At 59.7% G+C, this 18,579-nt stretch carries 18 protein-coding genes; 8 read left to right on the top strand and 10 right to left on the bottom strand.

Going from position 1 to position 18,579, the window contains the following annotated elements:
* Positions 1–266 precede the first annotated feature (266 nt).
* Together QEV83_RS07725 and QEV83_RS07720 are read left to right on the top strand one after the other, a co-directional pair.
* A complete protein-coding gene (locus tag QEV83_RS07725) occupies positions 267–899 on the top strand; it encodes a thiamine phosphate synthase (RefSeq protein WP_280130623.1) in 633 nt (210 codons plus the stop codon).
* Entirely contained in the window at positions 896–1,891 is a 996-nt protein-coding gene (locus QEV83_RS07720; RefSeq protein ID WP_280130622.1) for a tetratricopeptide repeat protein, read from the top strand. Before QEV83_RS07725 ends, QEV83_RS07720 begins: the two co-directional genes overlap by 4 nt.
* Here the strand turns inward: QEV83_RS07720 and QEV83_RS07715 are convergent.
* From QEV83_RS07715 to QEV83_RS07690, 6 genes are all read right to left on the bottom strand, one after another.
* Positions 1,888–2,529, bottom strand: coding sequence for an RNA pseudouridine synthase (locus QEV83_RS07715; RefSeq protein ID WP_280130997.1), 642 nt, complete (start codon positions 2,527–2,529; stop codon positions 1,888–1,890). The two genes, QEV83_RS07720 and QEV83_RS07715, sit on opposite strands and share 4 nt — an antisense overlap.
* Positions 2,530–2,603: 74 nt before the next feature.
* Complete coding sequence (locus tag QEV83_RS07710; RefSeq protein WP_280130621.1) at positions 2,604–3,590, bottom strand: magnesium transporter CorA family protein; 987 nt, start codon at positions 3,588–3,590, stop codon at positions 2,604–2,606.
* A gap of 24 nt (positions 3,591–3,614) precedes the next feature.
* Positions 3,615–5,765: a fatty acid oxidation complex subunit alpha FadB gene (gene fadB, locus QEV83_RS07705; RefSeq protein WP_280130620.1), complete on the bottom strand. Its 2,151-nt coding sequence runs from the start codon at positions 5,763–5,765 to the stop codon at positions 3,615–3,617.
* Positions 5,766–5,880: 115 nt separating this feature from the next.
* Entirely contained in the window at positions 5,881–7,473 is a 1,593-nt protein-coding gene (locus QEV83_RS07700; protein WP_280130619.1) for a dipeptide ABC transporter ATP-binding protein, read from the bottom strand.
* A complete protein-coding gene (locus tag QEV83_RS07695; RefSeq protein ID WP_280130618.1) occupies positions 7,473–8,564 on the bottom strand; it encodes an ABC transporter permease subunit in 1,092 nt (363 codons plus the stop codon). Before QEV83_RS07695 ends, QEV83_RS07700 begins: the two co-directional genes overlap by 1 nt.
* Complete coding sequence (locus QEV83_RS07690) at positions 8,561–9,493, bottom strand: ABC transporter permease subunit (RefSeq protein ID WP_280130617.1); 933 nt, start codon at positions 9,491–9,493, stop codon at positions 8,561–8,563. The genes QEV83_RS07695 and QEV83_RS07690 overlap by 4 nt, the downstream gene beginning before the upstream one ends.
* Positions 9,494–9,528: 35 nt before the next feature.
* Between QEV83_RS07690 and QEV83_RS07685 the strand changes: the two genes are divergently transcribed.
* The 5 genes from QEV83_RS07685 to QEV83_RS07665 all read left to right on the top strand — a co-directional run bounded on the left by QEV83_RS07685 (position 9,529) and on the right by QEV83_RS07665 (position 12,872).
* Complete coding sequence (locus QEV83_RS07685) at positions 9,529–9,723, top strand: hypothetical protein (protein ID WP_280130616.1); 195 nt, start codon at positions 9,529–9,531, stop codon at positions 9,721–9,723.
* A gap of 40 nt (positions 9,724–9,763) precedes the next feature.
* Positions 9,764–10,894 carry a helix-turn-helix transcriptional regulator gene (locus QEV83_RS07680; RefSeq protein WP_280130615.1) on the top strand — a complete coding sequence of 377 codons (1,131 nt, stop codon included), beginning with the start codon at positions 9,764–9,766 and terminating at the stop codon, positions 10,892–10,894.
* Between the two features lie 89 nt (positions 10,895–10,983).
* Positions 10,984–11,685: a hypothetical protein gene (locus tag QEV83_RS07675; RefSeq protein ID WP_280130614.1), complete on the top strand. Its 702-nt coding sequence runs from the start codon at positions 10,984–10,986 to the stop codon at positions 11,683–11,685.
* Positions 11,686–11,809: 124 nt separating this feature from the next.
* Positions 11,810–12,043, top strand: coding sequence for a hypothetical protein (locus tag QEV83_RS07670; protein WP_280130613.1), 234 nt, complete (start codon positions 11,810–11,812; stop codon positions 12,041–12,043).
* A 19-nt stretch (positions 12,044–12,062) separates the two neighbouring features.
* A complete protein-coding gene (locus QEV83_RS07665) occupies positions 12,063–12,872 on the top strand; it encodes an ADYC domain-containing protein (RefSeq protein WP_280130612.1) in 810 nt (269 codons plus the stop codon).
* A 17-nt stretch (positions 12,873–12,889) separates the two neighbouring features.
* On the opposite strand, the gene QEV83_RS07660 is transcribed toward QEV83_RS07665, so the two are convergent.
* The 4 genes from QEV83_RS07660 to QEV83_RS07645 all read right to left on the bottom strand — a co-directional run bounded on the left by QEV83_RS07660 (position 12,890) and on the right by QEV83_RS07645 (position 16,818).
* Positions 12,890–14,527, bottom strand: a complete 1,638-nt coding sequence (locus tag QEV83_RS07660; RefSeq protein WP_348273266.1) for a peptide ABC transporter substrate-binding protein — start codon at positions 14,525–14,527, stop codon at positions 12,890–12,892.
* Positions 14,524–15,345, bottom strand: a complete 822-nt coding sequence (locus QEV83_RS07655; RefSeq protein ID WP_280130611.1) for a carbon-nitrogen hydrolase family protein — start codon at positions 15,343–15,345, stop codon at positions 14,524–14,526. The genes QEV83_RS07660 and QEV83_RS07655 overlap by 4 nt, the downstream gene beginning before the upstream one ends.
* Positions 15,346–15,397: 52 nt before the next feature.
* Positions 15,398–16,066: an alpha-ketoglutarate-dependent dioxygenase AlkB gene (locus QEV83_RS07650; RefSeq protein WP_280130610.1), complete on the bottom strand. Its 669-nt coding sequence runs from the start codon at positions 16,064–16,066 to the stop codon at positions 15,398–15,400.
* Positions 16,067–16,155: 89 nt separating this feature from the next.
* Complete coding sequence (locus tag QEV83_RS07645) at positions 16,156–16,818, bottom strand: 2,3-bisphosphoglycerate-dependent phosphoglycerate mutase (protein ID WP_280130609.1); 663 nt, start codon at positions 16,816–16,818, stop codon at positions 16,156–16,158.
* Between the two features lie 268 nt (positions 16,819–17,086).
* Between QEV83_RS07645 and QEV83_RS07640 the strand changes: the two genes are divergently transcribed.
* Complete coding sequence (locus QEV83_RS07640) at positions 17,087–18,277, top strand: acetyl-CoA C-acyltransferase (protein WP_280130608.1); 1,191 nt, start codon at positions 17,087–17,089, stop codon at positions 18,275–18,277.
* Positions 18,278–18,579 lie beyond the last annotated feature (302 nt).

The raw sequence follows: 18,579 nt of genomic DNA, 5'->3' as shown, positions 1-18,579 counted from the left end.
TGTTAAAAAATCTCCTGCGCGGCTGCGGGTAACACGGATGCACCGTCCAAACAAGCGGGCCGGACAGCGGCCTTGGCGTCCTCCCGCCGCTTTTCCCCAGCACGCCTGCAAAGCCGCTGGCGTTACTGCTTGATCTCATTGATTTATCTTATAAATCTCGCGGTGAAGGGCAAAACTTTTTAGAGCTGGTGTCTCGCCTCATGCACAAAACCGGCGCAATATCCTCTAACAATGAACCCGAAATTCCGCTGGAGCCGCTTTTTGCCATGCCAACCGACCCGACCCGCCTTTATTTGATCACCCCGCCCATGTCCGATTGGAGCGCTTATGCGTCCCTTTTCGAGGCGCCGGTTGCAGCATGCGGCGTTGCTTGCGTCTTGTTGCGAACCGCCGCCGGCAGCGAAGTCACCAAAGAGGAAACCCTGCGCGCGCTCATCCCCATGTTGCAAAAGCATGGTATTGCCAGCCTTGTCGCGGACGATCCAGAATTGGCAGTCCGCCTCGACGCCGATGGGGTTCATCTCGATGACGCGGGGGGGGAGCTGCAATCGGCTGTTCGTTCCTTGCAACCAGCTCATATTGTTGGTGCCGGAGGATTGAAAACACGGGATGCGGCGATGACCACGGGCGAGGCGGGCGTTGATTATGTGATGTTCGGCGGCCCCGGCAGCGGGGAGTCACAGGAAAGTATCACCGAGCGCGTCGCCTGGTGGGCGGAAATCTTCAACGTTCCTTGCGTCGGCTACGCCCATGAACTTTCCGCGATCGGCGATCTCGTCCGCGCCGGTGCCGACTTCGTTGCGGTCGGCGATGCGGTGTTCGCCGATCCGCGCGGCGCGGCAACGGCGTTGAGCGAGGCGGCGCGCCTTCTCACTTCCATCAAGGAAGTGGTTCAATGATCCTCGGCCCTCGCCCGCATCTGCGGCTTTGCGCTGGCGTTTCGGCTACATGGCTCATGATTGCTTCCAGCTGTATTTCCGTGCATGCGCAGGCCGCTCCGGACATGCAGCAACCAGCTAAGAGGAATGCTGTGGCGGTTCCCGCGCGGCTTGGTGGCGCCCCCGATCTTGCCTTCGGCGCCTATCAGCGCGGCTATTACTTCACCGCTTTGCAGGAGGCGATGAAACGAATCGAAGCCGATCCCACCGACGGGCCCGCGATGACCCTCGTCGGAGAGCTTTATTCGCAGGGGATGGGCGTGCGGCGCGATGCAACGGAAGCCGGCCGCTGGTACAAGCTCGCCGCCGCAACGGGCGACCGTCAGGCGATTTTCGCCTTGGCGAGCGCCAAACTCAAAGGTGAGGGCATGCCACAAGATCGCGCCGGGGCGGCGGAACTGTTCGTCAAGGCGGCGGCGCAAAATCATCCGGGTGCGCTGTACAACCTCGGTGTCATGGCGATCGAAAACAATGGTGTTGTCGCGGATTTTCCCAAGGCGGCGCGGCTTTTCCGGCAGTCCGCGGATCTTGGCGATTCCGATGCCGCCTATGCGCTGGGCCTGCTTTACCGGAAAGGCACCGGGGTCAAAAAAAGCGATGAACTGGCCGCACAATGGATTGGCCGCGCCGCGAAGGACGGCAATGTTCCGGCCGAAGTCGAATATGCCATCATGCTTTTCAATGGAGTCGGTGTCGATAAGGACGAAACGGCGGCCGCGAAGCTTTTTCTCAAGGCTGCGGCGCGCGACAACCCTGTCGCGCAAAACCGCGCCGCGCGCCTTTTGGCGTCCGGGCGTGGACTGCCGAAGAACGCGGTCGAAGCCATGAAATGGCATCTTCTAGCAAGGGCCGCGGGGGTCAAGGATGCCTGGCTCGATAGCGAGCTGGCCAAACTCTCGGCGGCGGACAAAACTGCGGTCGAGACGCGTTTGCGGCAATATGTGGGGAATTAAGTTGATTCGAGGAGTAACCCTGGATCGCATGCTGCGAGTGTCTCGCGCATGTGCGAAGGCACCGGCGCCACGATGGTGACCGGCTCCTTGGTCTTGTAGAGCGGGATGGTGATCATCCGGGCGTGCAACTGCAACCCCATGGCGCCGCCTTTCCCATAGATGGCATCGCCGAGAATTGGCCAGCCGAGCGCCGCGCAGTGCACCCGCAATTGATGTGTACGTCCCGTTAATGGCGCGAGCTCAACAAATGCAAGGCCATCCGCGCGGCCAAGGACCCGCCACATCGTTTTTGCGGGAAGCCCGGCGGGATCTGGCTTCATCCACCAGCCGCGATCCGCATCGAGGCGGCCGAGCGGCAGATCAATCAAGCCTTCATCTTCCGCAGGCGCTCCATCGACCACGGCCCAATAGCGTTTTTCGATCTTGCCTTGCTTGAACAGGAGGCCGAGCTTTTCGAGCGCCTTACGGTGGCGCCCGAGCACAAGGCAGCCTGACGTGTCGCGATCGAGCCGATGCGCGAGAGCGGGGTTGCGGGGCAGGCCGAAGCGGAGGGGAAGGAAATAATCTTCAAGATTTTCGCCGCCCTTTGGGCCGCGATGAACCGCGATTCCGGCGGGCTTGTCGATCACCAGCATCATCGCGTCGCGATAAAGAAGTCTCGCGAGGAGCTTTTCTTCTGTCAGTGTGGGGGCAGCCTGTCGGGCCTCCGCAACTACCACCAGCCGCGCCATTTGAACCAGAGGATTGGGATGATCGCGCTCACGGCGATGACGGAAAGTCCAAATGGATAGCCATAAGCCCAGTCATATTCGGGGATATTTTTGAAGTTCATGCCCCACATGCTTGCAAAGAATGTTGGTGGGATGCCGACAACGGAGACAATGGTCAGAATGCGAAAAATATTGTTCTGTTCGATGTTCGTCAGTCCCAAGGTGGCATCCAGCAGGAACTGAATCTTGTCGGTCAGATGTGTTTCGTAATCGTTGAGTGACGCGACATCGCGTTGCAGGCTTTTGAGTTTCGCGCGTTTGTCAGCTTCAAGATAGGGCGCGGCATTGGTCGCGACATAAGGCAACATGCGGGCCGTGCCGAGCAGAACATCTTCGACCTTCGAGGTCAGATCGCCATGGACTCCGATCTTCCGCATGATCGCGCTGAGCCGTTCACTATCTTCGCGCGGCCCATGGCGCGGCACTTGTTTTTTGTGTGCGCCAAAAATTTTCTCCGATAATTGATCGAGATCGCTAGCGGCACCTTCCAGAATGTCGGCGCAATGATCGATGATGACTTCCATAAGGCTGACCAAGGCGCCCGCCCCTCCGGCTTGCAGTGGGTAGCGGGAAAGATTGTCCTTACAATCCTCGAAAGCTTTCATGTGCTTGAAACGAACTGTCAGCAGCACATCCTGCGACAAGACGAAGCCGAGCGGTGTCAACGCCGGCATGAAGCCTTCTGCCCGGTAAATCATGGGAATGCTAATGTGGAGCCAATCCTTCTCTGCGCGGAGCCTGCTGGAGGATTGGATTTCCGAGAGCTCCACGAGAGTCGGCACCCGAATGCCAAGCACGCGCTGCAAAAAAGCGATCTCCCACGCATCCGGCCGCTGAGCGTCGATCCAATTGACATCTGATGGTAAGATTTTTGCGTCCTTGGGGACGGAGATCTCGCCGTTGGTTGCAGAGGAATGAAAGCTCAACATCGCGGATCGCTCACTATAATGGACTTATAGGGGATAAAACACGTCTCCCGCCGCGGCCCTGGCCTGCAAGCGTTCGCTCGGGCGATAAATAGGTCCAAGGCTCACCCATTTCTCGGCACTTTCCACGACAGTGTTGAGACCAAGGTGATCGGCATATTTGAGAGCGCCGCCGAGATAGCGCGGCAGACCGAGGCCAAGGAGAAGGCACATATCCACATCCCCTGGCGAGGCCGCGATTTTGTCCTCGACGCAACGCGCCGCCTCCAGAATCAAGGGCAGCATCATGCGGGAAACGATCTCTTCCTCGGTCAAGCTGGTTTTGCCATTGGGTTGTATGGGCGCGAGAAGACGTTCCGTGTCAGGGTCGATATTCTTGCGCGGACGGCCCTTCGAATCGGCCTCATATTTGTAAAAGCCATGGCCACTTTTCTGGCCGAGGCGGCCGGCGCGCAAGAGAATATCGATCGCCGTTTCGAAAGAGACATCCATGCGCGGGGCAAAACCCGCCGAGACGATTTCGACGACATGATGGGAAATATCCATGCCGATGACGTCGATGAGATAAGCGGGTCCCATCGGCCAGCCGAAAGCTTCCATGGCTTTATCAATGGCGACGAAATCAACGCCGTCATGAACGAGCCGCAGAAACGCGATAAGATAGGGCGTGAGCACGCGGTTGACGACAAAGCCCGGGCAATCCTCGACCATGATCGGCGTCTTGCCCATCGCGGCGGCATAGCCCATGACAGCCGCGATGGCTTGCGGCGATGTTTTGGGACCGCGCACGACTTCGACGAGGGGCATTTTGGGCACGGGATTGAAAAAATGCATGCCTAGAAAATTTTCCGGGCGCCGCAAATTTTCGGCCAAGGCGCCGATCAACAATGACGAGGTGTTCGAGGCGAGGATCGTACTGGGGCGCGTCAGTTCCTCGATTTCCCGCAGCACCGTGTGTTTGACGCCGATTTTTTCGACGACCGCTTCGATCACCACATCGGCTGTGTCGAACCCCTCATAGGTGAGGTTTGGCGTGATGGAAGCAAGGATCACATCGGCCTTCTCTTGGCTGAGCCGTCCCGTCTCCACCGATTTGGCGAGCAGTTTGCGCGCTTCCCCCATGCCGAGGTCGAGCGCGGGGGCGGCGATGTCCTTCATGATGATCGGCACGCCGCGCGAGGCGCTCTGATAGGCAATGCCGCCGCCCATGATCCCAGCTCCCGCGACCGCCGCTTTGCGGACAGGCGGCGCGTCCTTGGCATAGCGGCGGATGCTCTTTTTCACCGCCTGATCGTTGACGAAAATCGCCACGAGCGAGTCCGCCGCTTGGGTCTTTGCGATCTTGGCAAAAATCTGCGCTTCGAGCTCCAGGGCGGTATCGCGATCAAGGTCAGCGGCTCGTTCCAGCAAGTCCACCGCGGCATGGGCTGCAGGAAAATGCGGAAGCGCCTTGACGGCTTGCGCCTTCGCCGGGGCAAGCAGGGTTGCCGCCTCGTCCCGGCTTACTCCAAGTCTTTGCTTCAGGCGGGCGCGCTTGGCTTGCCAATCGGATTCGCCGCTGATCGCCCGCTCCAGCACCGCTAGGGCGGCAAAACGCAAGATGTCCGGCGCGGCAATGGCGTCGGCCACACCCGCGAGAACGGCTTTATCGGGACTTTGCTGCGCTCCAGAAATGATCCAATCCACGCTTGTCGCGAGGCCGGCAAGGCGGGGCAGGCGGACGGTGCCGCCATAGCCGGGAAAGAGGCCGAGGGTGATCTCCGGAAAACCGACTTTGGCGGCGTTGGACATGATCCGGTAGTCGGCGGCGAGTGCGAGTTCAAAACCGCCGCCTAGTGCGAGGCCATTGATCGCTGCTACCGTCGGCACCGGCAGATCGGCAAGCGCCGTGATAATGGCGCTGTTTCTGGCAACGAAGGCTTCAATTTCGGCCTCCGGATGCTTGAAGATATGAGTGAATTCGAAAATATCGGCGCCGACGATGAACGTCTCCTTGGCGCTGGTGATCAAAACGCCTTTGATCGCGGAGGTGGCGGCAATCGAATCGAGCGCGAGGCTTAATTCCCCAAACGTCAGAGAGTCGAGCTTATTGACCGCCTCAGTGCCGCGCTCAAAGCGCAGTTCGGCTATGCGCCCGTCGAGGATATCGGCTTTGATCGTTTGACCATCGAAAAGCATGTGGCTGACCTCGCCATTGTCTACAACATTGGGCCCGTACCGCTGACGGGCCATGAATACGGGTATTGCGCAAAACCAATGCGAATCCTGGACCAGGGGCGCAACTGGGACACCGTCACGCCTCGCCAGTTTGAAACGCCGCCGCGATGAGTGCCCTTGTATAGGGCTCGCGGGGGCGCTCGACAATCTCTTGTGCGGGCCCTTGTTCGACGATCCGCCCGTTCTTCATCACCGCGATCTCATCGGCGGCCGCGCGGATTACCGCAAGGTCATGACTGATCAGGACATAGGTCAGGCCGTGCGCTTCCTGCAAATCCTCGAGCAATGCGAGAATGCCGGTTTGCACGGTGCGATCGAGGGCCGAGGTCGGCTCGTCGAGCACGACGAGCCGCGGTTTCAGGATCATCGCGCGGGCGATCGCGACCCGCTGCCGCTGGCCGCCGGACAAGGCGTGCGGAAACCGGTGCCGGAGTTCTGGATCGAGAAGAACTTCCTCGAGCGCCAAGGCCGCGCGCTTGTCGCGCTCGCGCCCTGTCATACCCGGTTCATGCACGCGCAATCCCTCCGTCACGATGTCGCCGACGCGCATGGAGGGTGAGAGCGAGCTGTAAGGGTCTTGAAACACAAGCTGCATGGAGCGCCGCAAAGGCCGCATCGCCGCCCGGTCCAATCGTGTCAAATCGCGTCCATCAAAATGGATTATGCCGCTTGCCGGCACAAGTTTTAAAAGCGCGCGGGCGAGCGTCGATTTGCCGGACCCGGACTCGCCGGCGATCCCAAGCGTGCGGCCCCGATCGAGACGAAGGCTGATGCCATCGACCGCCTTGATCTTATGCTTTGCTTCGAACAAGCCACCACGCAAGGCAAACCGGACGGAGACATTCTCCGCGCGCAGCAACACCGGCGCGGCAGCTACGAAGCACGGGTGCGGGCGGGGCATGCTTGCGAGCAACATGCGCGTATAGTCGTGGCGCGGGTTGGCGAAAATACGGGCGGCGGCGCCGCTTTCGACGATGTCTCCGTCGCGCATCACATGGATGGTGTCGGCGATACGGCGGACGACGCCAAGGTCGTGGCTGATGAAAATCATCGACATGCCGAGGCTTTGTTTGAGATGTGCGAGAAGATCAAGAATTTTCGCGGCCACCGTCACGTCGAGTGCGGTCGTCGGTTCATCGGCGATCAAAAGCTCCGGATTGCAGGCAATCGCCATCGCAATCGCGACACGCTGACGCTGGCCGCCGGACAATTCTTGCGGGTAGGCGCGCAGCCGGCGGTCCGGTTCATCGATGCCAACACGTTCCAAGAGTTGCTTGGCCCGGACCTGTGCCGCGCGGCGCGGCAGGCCCCCCTTGAGGCGCAAGACAGCGCAGATCTGAGCGCCGACCGTAAACAAAGGATCAAGCGATGACATGGGCTCCTGAAACACCATGGTGATTCGCCGCCCGAGCAGCGCGTCGAGCCGGCTCTGCGGCAGCGTGAGGAGTTCGCTGTCCTCGAAGAGCACGGACCCATGGGTGACGGCTTGCCGGGGCACGAGCCGGAGCGCCGCGAGGACGGTCTGGCTTTTGCCGGAGCCGGATTCGCCGACGATCGCCGCAGTTTCGCCGCGCCTTACCGAAAGACTCAGATCTTTGACGACTTGCTGCGGACCGTAGCTCACTCGAAGATTGCGAAGTTGCAGGATGGGCTCGGCGGAAGTGTCCATCAATGGAACCGCGGTCCGTGGGCGCGGAAGCCGTCGCCAAGGCTCTGCAGTGCGCCCAGCGTAATGCCCAAAAAGATCGCGGGAAAAATCAGGAGGTGAAGAGAGCCTTGGATGTTGCGGGCGCCATCCGCGACCAGCACACCCCAACTCGTCAGTGGCTCCTGCACGCCAAGTCCCAGGAAGGACACGAAGCTTTCGAGCAGGATCACGCGAGGGACAAGCACGGTGAGATAGGCGATGATCGGACCCGATGCATTGGGAATCACATGACGCCAGAGGATCGCGGGCGTTGCCGCGCCGAGCGCTTCGGCGGCGGCGACATAATCGCGCTGCTTGATCGAAAGCGTCTGACCACGAACGATGCGCGCCATGTCGAGCCACTCAACAGCGCCGATCGCAACGAAAATCAGCACGAATTGGCGCCCGAAGACCATGACGAGAACGATCACAAAAAAAATGAAAGGCAGCGCGTAGACGATTTCCAGGGCGCGCATCATCAAAGTGTCGGTGAGACCGCCTGCATAGCCGGCGACCGCGCCATAGGTGACGCCGATTGTCAACGCAACGAAAGAGGCAAGGAGACCAACGGCAAGCGAGATCCGGCCAGCGACGAGGACACGTGTGAAAAGATCGCGGCCATTGGCATCGGTCCCGAATAGAAATACGGTTCGCTTCACGGGCACGTCGATGTCAAGGCGGCGCCCTTCGTTTGCCGTACTGGCAATGTCGGCGGGTCCAAAGAGATCCGATCGCTCAAAGCTACGTAAAGCGCGCGGATCGATGGGCTTTTCTGCATCGAGTGTCAAATGAAGGGTCTCGCCGCCAGTCGTGGCTTTGATCGTCAGATGCATGCGACGCGCAATCGCAGCGACAGCGCCTTCGATTTCTATGGCATCTGGATGCGCATAAAGGGAAGGGCCAACAAGCACATAGTCGCGATACACCTGATCGTAGGGATGACCTGAGAAAAGCGGCCCGATAAGGCAAAGAAGCGCAATGGCACCGAGGAGGGATAGGCTCACCCGCACCGGCCAATTGCGCGGGGGATGGGCTGCAAGCGGCAGCTGGCTCGCTCGCGCGGTCTCAGTCATCGCGGCCTCGATTCATAACGGACGCGTGGATCAAGCCAGGCAAGGACGAGATCGACGATGAGATTAAACAAGAGCACCGCCGCCGCGACGACGATGACCGTGCCCATGACAAGCGTGTAATCGCGGCCGAGCGCGCCATCGACGAAATACCTCCCCATGCCGGGAATCCCAAAGATGGTTTCGACGATCACCGAGCCGGTCAGCACATTGGCGGCGGCGAGGCCGAGGTAGGACACAACCGGCGGAAAGGCGGCTCGAAGAGCATGACTATGGACGTGAACCCAAGGCATTCCAAAAGCCCGCAGCGTCCGGATATGGGGCATCGCAAGCGCATCGGTGAGCGCTGCTTGCATGAGGCGCGCGACGATGGCGATCTGCGGCAGGGCGAGCGCTATAACCGGCAAGACCTGATTTTTCCACGCGCCATCGTTCCAGCCGCCAACGGGAAGGACATGCAGCTTTAAGCCGAATATGAGCTGAAGAATCGGCGCGACGACGAAGACCGGCAGTACAATTCCGAAGATCGCCGCGCCATCGACAAAGCGCGGACCAAATCCGCCTGTCCCCGCCGCCCCGGTGATGCCGATCGCGGTGCCTGCCACGATTCCAACAAGCATGGCCTTAATGCCGAGAGTCGCCGAGATTGGCAGCGCCATCGCAAAAAGTTCGTTCACGGTGAAATCGCGCCAATGCAAGCTCGGTCCGAAATCGCCATGCGCAAGACTGCGCAAATAGAACCAAAATTGTTCCGTCAGCGGCAGGTCAAGCTTGTAGATGCGGCGCAGATTGTTCGCAATTTCCGGATCGAGCGCCCGTTCGGAATCGAAGGGTGCGCCGGGCGCCAGCCGCATGAGAAAAAACGCGAGTGTGATGATGATGAATAGCGTGGGGATGGCCGTGGCGATGCGCGATAGAAAAAAGCGAAGCATGGTTTATCCGGTTAGCCCCTCCGAGGGCAGAGTGGGTGAATCGTACCAAAATGTTTCACGTGAAACGTTTTGGTACGATTGCCGGGCCTTTGTCTTTACAGCATCTTACCGGCGGCGGCTTGCGGCGGGTGGCATGGCGTGAAGAATATGTCTTTTTGTCAAGTAAAGCCATCCAGCGCGAAGCCGGCATTTGGCTTCTCCTAATTTTAGCTCTGGAATATTGCTCCTAACAGTGCTTCTATCGGGGTCTAGCGGGGAGGGGGCCTCGCGATGGCCGACATCAACGATCTCATCGCGGCAATTTATGACGCCATTATCGACCCCTCCGGATGGGATGAGGTCGTCAAGGGCATCGTCGAAGCGACGAAATCGGTGGCCGGCGGTCTCGGTATTCGACTGGTTTCCGCGGAAGAGATGTCGGCACTGTGCAATACCGATCCTTACTATATCGATTTATATGTCCAACATTACTACAAGACAAACCCTCTCCACCCAATTATGGCGGCAATAGCCCCGGGGGAGGTGCGATCGGCCACACCCATCACCCAGACAGATTCGTTCAAAGCCTCGGCTTTATGCAATGACCTTATGCTGCCTCAGGGGTGGGCTGATATCCTCGGCGTTGGTCTTTTTCACACGCCCAAAGAGTTCGGACTTTTGACACTTTATAGGTCGCCCGGCGCGCTTTGGGTCGAACCAGCGGAATGGCAACTCCTGGAAACCTTGGCGCCGCATTTGAAACGGGCCGGTGATCTTTCCATGCTCCTCTCCCGTACCAAAGCAACGGCGGACTCACTCGGCGCGGCGGTCGCGGCCGCCGGTTTCGCCGTCTTTCTCCTGACCAGGGATTGCCGGGTCCTCTTTGCTAACGCCAAAGCCGAAAGTCTCGTGCGGTGTCAAATGGGCTTTCGCTATGAGAATGGGCGGCTCGCGGCGGCGAGTCCCGTGCTCACTGCGCGCCTACATGCGCTCGCGCGCGGCGGGGCGCGGCCCGGTCGTGACGGCGGCGATATCGGCGGAACCCTTGAGCTGCCGCGCGGCGAGAATTGCCCGCCGCTTGTCGCCCATCTCATCCCGCTTGCCGCGAACCGCATGGTTTCGATCTTCGATATTGATAGGCCAGCGGCCGCAGTCTTCGTTATCGATTCCGCCGCCAATTTCGGCGCTCAAGTCCAGCGCTTTGCCGCCAAATTCGGGCTCACCGCCGCCGAAACCCGCGTTCTCAGTGAAATCATTGGCGGCCAAGGTCTTCTCGCGGCCGCCGCGCGGCTCAATATCACCGAGGCTACGGCACGCACCCACGCGAAGCACATCCTATCGAAAACCGGAACCAACCGTCAGACCGAACTCATCCGCTGCTTCTTCGAGACCCGTTACCCTGGCTCGCCCGCGGGCGTCTGAAATTCCAAAAGTTTCCCCCCATCATCGGTTCCGATGACGACAGGCCCGGAAACGCGCGCTTATGTAGCGCCACGAAGTGGGAGGGGAAGATGGGCAGACGAAGATCAAAGGCGCTCGTGACGGCCACGATCCTGACTGTTGCCGTCTTTTCATCCACGGTGGCAACCGCGGATAGTCAGAAGTCCCGAGCGATTGACCCAAATACCGTCATCGCAGGCAGGACCTTCGGCGACTGGTCCGCTGCATGGTGGCAATGGGCGCTCTCAATTCCCGTTTCTTCGCACCCCTTGTTCGATAATGGGGACTGCACAACCGGGCAAACGGGCCAGGTGTTCTTCCTTGGCGGCAAGTTTAACCCCGGTACTGCGAACGCTACCGCGAAGCGGCAATGCACCGTGCCAAACGGGAAGAATATTTTCTTTCCAATCGTGAATGCGGTCGATGTATTCCCCGACCCGAAGCTGGGGGATACGATCAATTCATTTCGTAAGGCCAACCAGGACACCATCGACGGAACCACAAAGCTTGAGGCCGATCTCGATGGGCGGCGCCTCGATGACTTGGGCATTCTCCGGTTCCAATCGACTGTGTTCGACTTCGTAGTCCCTGAAGGCAACTTGTTCGGTCTGCCTGCAGGCGCCGATGCCTCCTATATTGGCGTGGACGATGGGGTGTATGTGATGCTTAAGCCACTTTCGCCAGGGTCGCATCTGCTCCATTTTACCGGGACATTCACGGTGCCATCCGCCGGCTCCCTGAATATTACGTACCAGCTGAAGGTCTCCCCATGAACTGCCCTGCGTAGTATATGGGCTATGCCATTAAGACCGGGGCTATAGTTGGGTTCCGGCAAGCTGTCGGCCGTAGCCCGCTTTCGTTCTTACCAGCGTCATACTTTTAACCATGGAGGAAGCGATGTTACACTTTTCTCGGTTCGCCTTGATCATAGGCGCGCCCTTGATCCTCGCCGCACCGCTGGCCTGCATCACGCCCGTAGGAGCCGGGATAGCCATAAACGGGATAGCCATAAATGGGGTCGCGCAAAATGGAGTCCCCGCCAGCACGCGGATAACGGCCGGCTCGGCGCTCGGCGATCTCAACGGCGTTGCGGTCGAGGCCGTCATTATCCCGGGCGCCACTATTCGCTGAGTGGGCGGGGGGCCTGCGCATGCGACACCCGGCGGTGTGTCTTCTGATCGCCGCCGGGTTTTCTGTCTTTTGCACGCCACCCGCAGTGGCCACAAATGTTGGCGTGCGCAGCGTCGAGGTGGAGGGAACTGCCTTCCGCATCACCTTGAACGACGGGCGAACCCTCCCGCAAGAGCAGCTGTCAGGCACAATTCTGGTACTTGGCGATGGCAGTGGGAAGGAGCGTCGCATCCGCATCGATGGGGTGGAACGCGATCTCAAAGACACAGCAGGCGAAGTCCTTCTCTACACGCTCTTTGAACAGGATACGGAGAGTGGCGACTGGCGTAATCTGTGTCTGCCAGATCCCGAGGGCAGGCAGCTTGGATTCCCGCTTGCGGGAGCTTTCACGCAAGATGGAAACTATGAGCCCACGCACGCGGGCATTCTGCTCACCTGCACCGGTGGCGCCGAAGGCAAATGCATCCGCTTCGGCTATAAGCCCTGGGGCTTTGGACCGGACCACGTCCCGCTCGCGCCGTATTACCAAACCTGTGTCCGGCTGGTCCGAGCCGATTATTGCGGCGACGGCACCAGCCATACGCGCGACGGCACGCCGATCGATATTTTCGACACGATTGGAATACAGGCCGACGAACCGGCGCCGGGGATGACCTTCGAGGCGGCCTGGCGGGCGGATGGAGCCGTCTGCGTCCGTCACACGCGCCTGCCGGATGTCCTCGATAGCACTACTCTTGCCGCAAACTGTCCGCGGCTGAAACATGCCATCGGTAAGACATGTGACGAGGCGGCGCCCGCCTTATTGTTCAATCGCTCTTTTGGCCGCTGACCCAAACGCCAATTCGCTCAACGCGCGATCGAAACGTAGCGGCCGGGATGATTGTCGAGAACATTTTCTTCCCAGCCTCGAAGTTTGGGCGAGACGAGATTGCGGGAGCGGTAAATGAGGAGAACCAGATAGGGTTGTTCCTCGAGGAGAATCGTTTCGGCTTCGTGCAAGAGGGTGCGGCGCCGTTCGGGGGAGCTTTCCGCTTGAGCCTCTTGCATCAGCCGGTCATAGGTTTTGTTAGTGAAACTCGCGGCATTCAACGCCATGTTGCCGCTTTCACCAAGAAACAGAAAGTTCTGCGCATCCGGGTAATCGGCAAACCAGCCGGATCGCGCGACTTCGAAGGGCCGCTTTTCCCGCAGGAAAGCGTAGTGGGTCCGGGCATCGGTGGCAAGAAGCCGTGTCTCGACGCCAAGCACTTTCCACATATCGGCAATCGCCACCGCCGTCGCGCGGTGATTTTCCGAATTGTTGAAGCGGATTTCCACTTCAAGCCGAGGGCCGCCAGGGCCAAAGCCTGCTTCGGCGAGCAGCTTTTTGGCTTCGTCCTCGCGCTCATAGAGATCCATGTCCTTCCAGGAGACCGTGGCGGGCGGGCCATAACTTTCAATTCCTGGCGGAACGAAACTATAGCCTGGGTCCATCGTGCCGCTCCAAATGCGCTCGGCGAGAAATTCGCGGTCGATCACCATCGACAAGGCTTGCCGCACCCTCCGGTCGCCGAAGGTTTTGCCGCGCGTGTCGAAGGCGTAATAATAGCTGCCGAGGTTTGGCGTGACCTTGAACGCCTCCGCCAGATGGCCGCGCACGAAACCGATCTGCTCGGCCGGAACATCATTGTAGGATTGGATTTCGCCGGCCATGAAGCGGCGCAGTGCCGCGCCGCGATCCTCGAGAGCGTAAAATATTTCACCATCGAGAGCGACGCGGGCCGCGTCGTAATGGGAGGGGTTCTTGGTCAAAATGATTCGATCGTTCGGAATAAATTGCTTCAGCATGAAAGGACCATTGGTCACCATATGGGCGGGGCGGACGAAATCCGACCCAAAGGCCTCGATGGATTTACGATGGAGCGGTTTGGCGGTCATATGGGCAAGCTGACCGATGAAATAGGGCGTTGCATATTCCAGCGTGATTTCGAGAGTCGCCTCGTCGACTGCGCGCGCACCCAAATCTTCAACCGGCAATTCGCCCTTGTTGATCCTTGCGGCGTTCTTTAGCGTATAAAGAATATTGGCGTAGGGCGCGCCCGTCGAAGGCGCCATCAGCCGCCGGAATGCGAAGACGAAATCGCCGGAAGTCAGCCTGTCACCATTCGACCATTTCGCCTCCGGGCGAAGCTTAAAATTGTAGGTCGTCCCGGCGGGATCGGCCGACCAGCTCGCGGCGGCGCCGGGAATAATCGCGCCGCGCGCATCATAGGTGACAAGCCCCTCGAAAAGTTCGTCGAGGATATTGCTTTCGATCAAAGTCGTGGCTTTATGCGGATCGAGCGAACCGGGATCGCCGAGTTCGCCCCGATGCCAAATCATGGGAGGTGATGAGTCGCCAGCGCGGGCGCCACTCGCTGCGAGTCCGGAGAGAGCAAGGGATAAGGCCGTGCGGCGCGAAATACCCCGCGATGCGCCGACATGCCTCCCGGGTGTTCTGTTCACCCGAAGGCCACCTTATGCTGCGCCACCGGGATCTGCGCCCGAATCTTTTTGACGAGCGCGCGGTCGATTCGCGCCGAGACAATGCCGCAGCCGTCGGAGGCTTTGGCGATGACATGGCCCCAGGGATCGACAACCAAGGAGTGGCCATAGGTCTGACGCGGTCCCTTTGCATCGATATGGGTGCCGGTCTGGGCGGGAGCACAGACGTAGGTTTGCGTCTCGATTGCCCGCGCGCGGCACAGCACTTCCCAATGGTCCTTGCCGGTCTGCAAGGTGAAGGCGGCGGGCAAGGCGATCATCTCGGCGCCCTTGGCGGAGAGCCTTTGGAAAAGCTCCGGAAACCGCAGGTCGTAACAGATGGCGCAGCCAATGATCATATCCTCGCAGCGATAGGTCACGACCGACTCTCCGCGCGCGAAGGCCGCACTTTCATGATATTTGGTTCCATCCGGCGCCGTGATGTCGAACATGTGGATTTTGCGATAGCGCGCGATTTCCGTGCCGCTGCGGTCGAAGACGACGGTCGTGTTGTGAATGCGTTCGCCTGACTCGGGTTTTTCAAGGATGGAGCCGGCATGGATGTAAACGGTGTGTTTGCGGGCCAGCGCCTGCATCGCGCCATAGGCGGGGCCGCCCGGAAACGTTTCCGCCGCCGCCATTTTGGCGGCCCGGTCGCCGCCGAGAAAATCGAAACATTCGGGTAGACAAATCCAGTCGGGCTGTTCCTCGGCAACGGCTTGTTCGATAAGCTTGGATGCGGCGGCGATGTTGGCGGGTTTGTCGCTCACCGAGTTCATCTGGATCAGGGAAATCTTCATCAAACACTCCGGCACCGCAGCCATCCGCGCTTACCACAATCCGCAATATATTTCACATCGCGCGCGGCCTCGTCACCCGCCGCAAAGTCAAATTGATGCGACCCCCGTCTGGGAGCAGCCCCGAGGAGCCAGGAAAAATCTTGTCGACGCCGTGGAAGGTCAGCCGCGCGGCGCCCCCCATGACGAGGACATCGCCGGAGTTGAGCTCGATTTTCCGCGCCGCATCGCCGCGCCTCAGGCCGCTGTAACGAAAGCAGCAACTGTCTCCGAGCGAGATCGAAACCACGGGCGCCGCGAGCTCCGCTTCATCGCGATCCTGGTGCAGGCCCATCCGCGCGTGACGATCGTAGAAATTGACCAAGCAGGCTTCCGGCGGATGCGGGTAGGAGGCCAGCGCCCGCCATGCGCTGAGCGCCAACTGAGGGATCGGCGGCCATGCCTCCCCGGTGACCGGATGCGCTGCCTGATACCGGTAGCCGCCGTCGCGGTCGGACACCCAGCCGAGGCCACCGCAATTGGTCATCTTGACCGAAAGGGGGTGTCCCGAGCGAGGCATGGTTGGAATATACCATGGCGCCTTCAGAACGGCTTCCGCGATCCCGCCGGCAAGTGAACGTTGGGCCGCACCGTCGAGATAGTACCGGAAGAGAGTGAGCCCCGCAGCCAGGCAAAGCCCCGCCCCGGTTTCAGGGGCGGCGAACAATTCTTTCTGTCGCGCCATGTTTGACAACCGCACCAAATCGTTTCTTCCCGGAAACATATTGGTACTATGCGCGCGCCCGGCTAGCTTTCGACGGGTTCAGCTGGGACTTATGCGCTTGCCACGGCCACCGGGGCTATCTCCCGGAGCGGCCCTGGAGCGAGCATCTCCTTGCTGTCGACAGTCGAATCCGGTTTGAGGCGGTAAATGACGGGAATGCCGGTCTCGAGTTCCATCTTCGGGATTGTTTCCGGAGTTAGCTGGTCGAGGACCATGATCAGCGCGCGCAGCGAATTGCCGTGGGCGACGACGATAATCCTTTGGCCGTTCAGAATCGCTGGGAGTATTTTCTGGCAATAATAGGGGATAACCCGGGCCACCGTATCCTTCAAACTTTCGCCGCCGGGAGGCCGGACATCGTAGGACCGGCGCCATTGCGTCACTTGGTCGGCGCCCCATTTTCGGATGGCATCATCTTTGTTCAAGCCGCAAAGCACGCCGTAATCCCGTTCGTTGATCGCGCGATCCTTCACGGTCTCGAGACCGGGAGTGCCGAGTTCGGCAAGCACCAATTCCAAGGTATGCTGCGCGCGGACGAGACTTGAGGTGAAAGCGCGGTCGAAGGTCAGGCCCCGTTCCTTGAGGCAAATCCCGGCGGCGCGGGCCTCCTCGACTCCTTTGCTGGTGAGATCTGGGTCCTTCCAACCGGTAAACAGGTTTTTCAGGTTCCAATCACTTTGGCCGTGACGCAGGAGTACGAGAATCCGGTCCATCACTCTTCCTTATTGCGTGTTGCATGCTTATCTTACGCCAAACCATAGCATCGCTGCACGTATTTGAGGCGAAACAACCTTTGCGGTGAAGCGTCGCGGGCAGAAGTGCGGTCGCGCCCGTCCTGTCGCGTTGGAGCATGATGTTTATGCAAATACCCTGCAAGTTGCTTGTGTTCATGCCCCAAAGGGGGGAGTTTTCGGGTCTGCCGGTAGCCATTCGGGTGGAAATTCTCTCTCGGCGCACTTCTCCGGCCAGATGTCTGCAGCCATGACCAAAACCGATCCAGTCGTCATCGTGGCCGCCGCCCGCACCCCTATCGGCGGATTTCAAGGGGATTTCAAGGATCTCCGTGCGGTAAGCCTCGGCGCCGCGGCGGCGAAAGCGGCGCTGGCGCGCTCGGGCGTGCAACCTCGGGACATTGAAGAGCTGATCCTTGGCTGTGTTTTGCCCGCCGGGCAGGGCCAGGCTCCTGCCCGCCAGGCGGCTCTTGCCGCGGGCCTCCCCGAATCAACTCCCTGCACGACCGTTAACAAAATGTGCGGGTCGGGTATGAAAGCCATTATGCTTGCGCATGATATTTTGGCGGCCGGCAGCGCCCGGATCGCTCTCGCGGGCGGCATGGAGAGCATGACCAACGCGCCCTATTTGCTGGATCGGGCGAGGTCCGGTTACCGCATGGGGCATGGAAAAATTCTCGATCATATGTTTGTCGATGGGCTCGAGGACGCTTATGGCGCGCGGTTGCCGATGGGCGCCTACGCGGAGGATTGCGCGGAAAGCTTTCAATTCACCCGTGCCACCCAAGATGCCTTCGCCGTCACATCGTTGGAGCGGGCACAACAGGCGATCAACGACGGCAGTTTCGAAAAGGAAATTGCGGCGGTCACGGTCAAGAACGGCAAAAGCGGCGAGTTGGTGATTTTGCAAGATGAACAGCCGCTCAAGGCAAGACTCGATAAAATACCGCACCTAAAACCGGCGTTCCGGGAAGGCGGCACCGTGACGGCGGCGAATTCAAGTTCCATTTCCGATGGCGCCGCCGCGCTCATCCTGATGCGACGTTCGGCGGCCGAACAGCGAGGAATCGCGCCTTTGGCATCCATTATTGCTCATGCAACCCATGCGCAGGCGCCCGGCCAATTCGCGACCGCGCCGATTGGTGCGGTGAGAAAACTGATGGACAAGACCGGCTGGTCTTTGGCGGATGTCGATCTTTTCGAGATCAACGAGGCCTTCGCGGTTGTCACCATGGCAGCGATGCAAGAGCTTTCCCTGCCGCATGAAAAAGTCAATGTGCATGGCGGCGCTTGTGCGCTTGGCCATCCCATCGGTGCGTCGGGGGCCAGAATTGTCGTGACGCTTCTCGCGGCCTTGCAAAAATACGGGCTGAAGCGCGGCGCGGCGGCTCTGTGTATCGGCGGCGGCGAGGCCACCGCCATCGCGATAGAGGCGCTGTGATGTTGACACAGCGAGCCTGAGCAAGACGACACCGCGCACTGTAATGGGCCTTCAAAATTCGCAAAGCATGGGACGAAAAGGGTTTCCATTTTGTCGCAATATGTTCCCGGAGGAATTCGTGCCAAACCAGAACGTGTTTTGGACTGTGTTCTCCGGCACAGTCGTATATATTTTGGGTCAGATTGCTCTTAAGTTAGTTATAGAGCCAGTCCATGATCTGAAAAAGACAATTGGTGTGATCTCGCACGCGCTTATCGAACGCGCTAACGTCATCTACAACCCAGGTGTTCTGACGACGGACG

This window comes from Methylocapsa sp. D3K7 (assembly GCF_029855125.1).
Taxonomy (GTDB): domain Bacteria; phylum Pseudomonadota; class Alphaproteobacteria; order Rhizobiales; family Beijerinckiaceae; genus Methylocapsa.
Note: the sequence above shows the minus strand (reverse complement) of the source record. Positions and strands in the feature narration are given on the sequence as shown.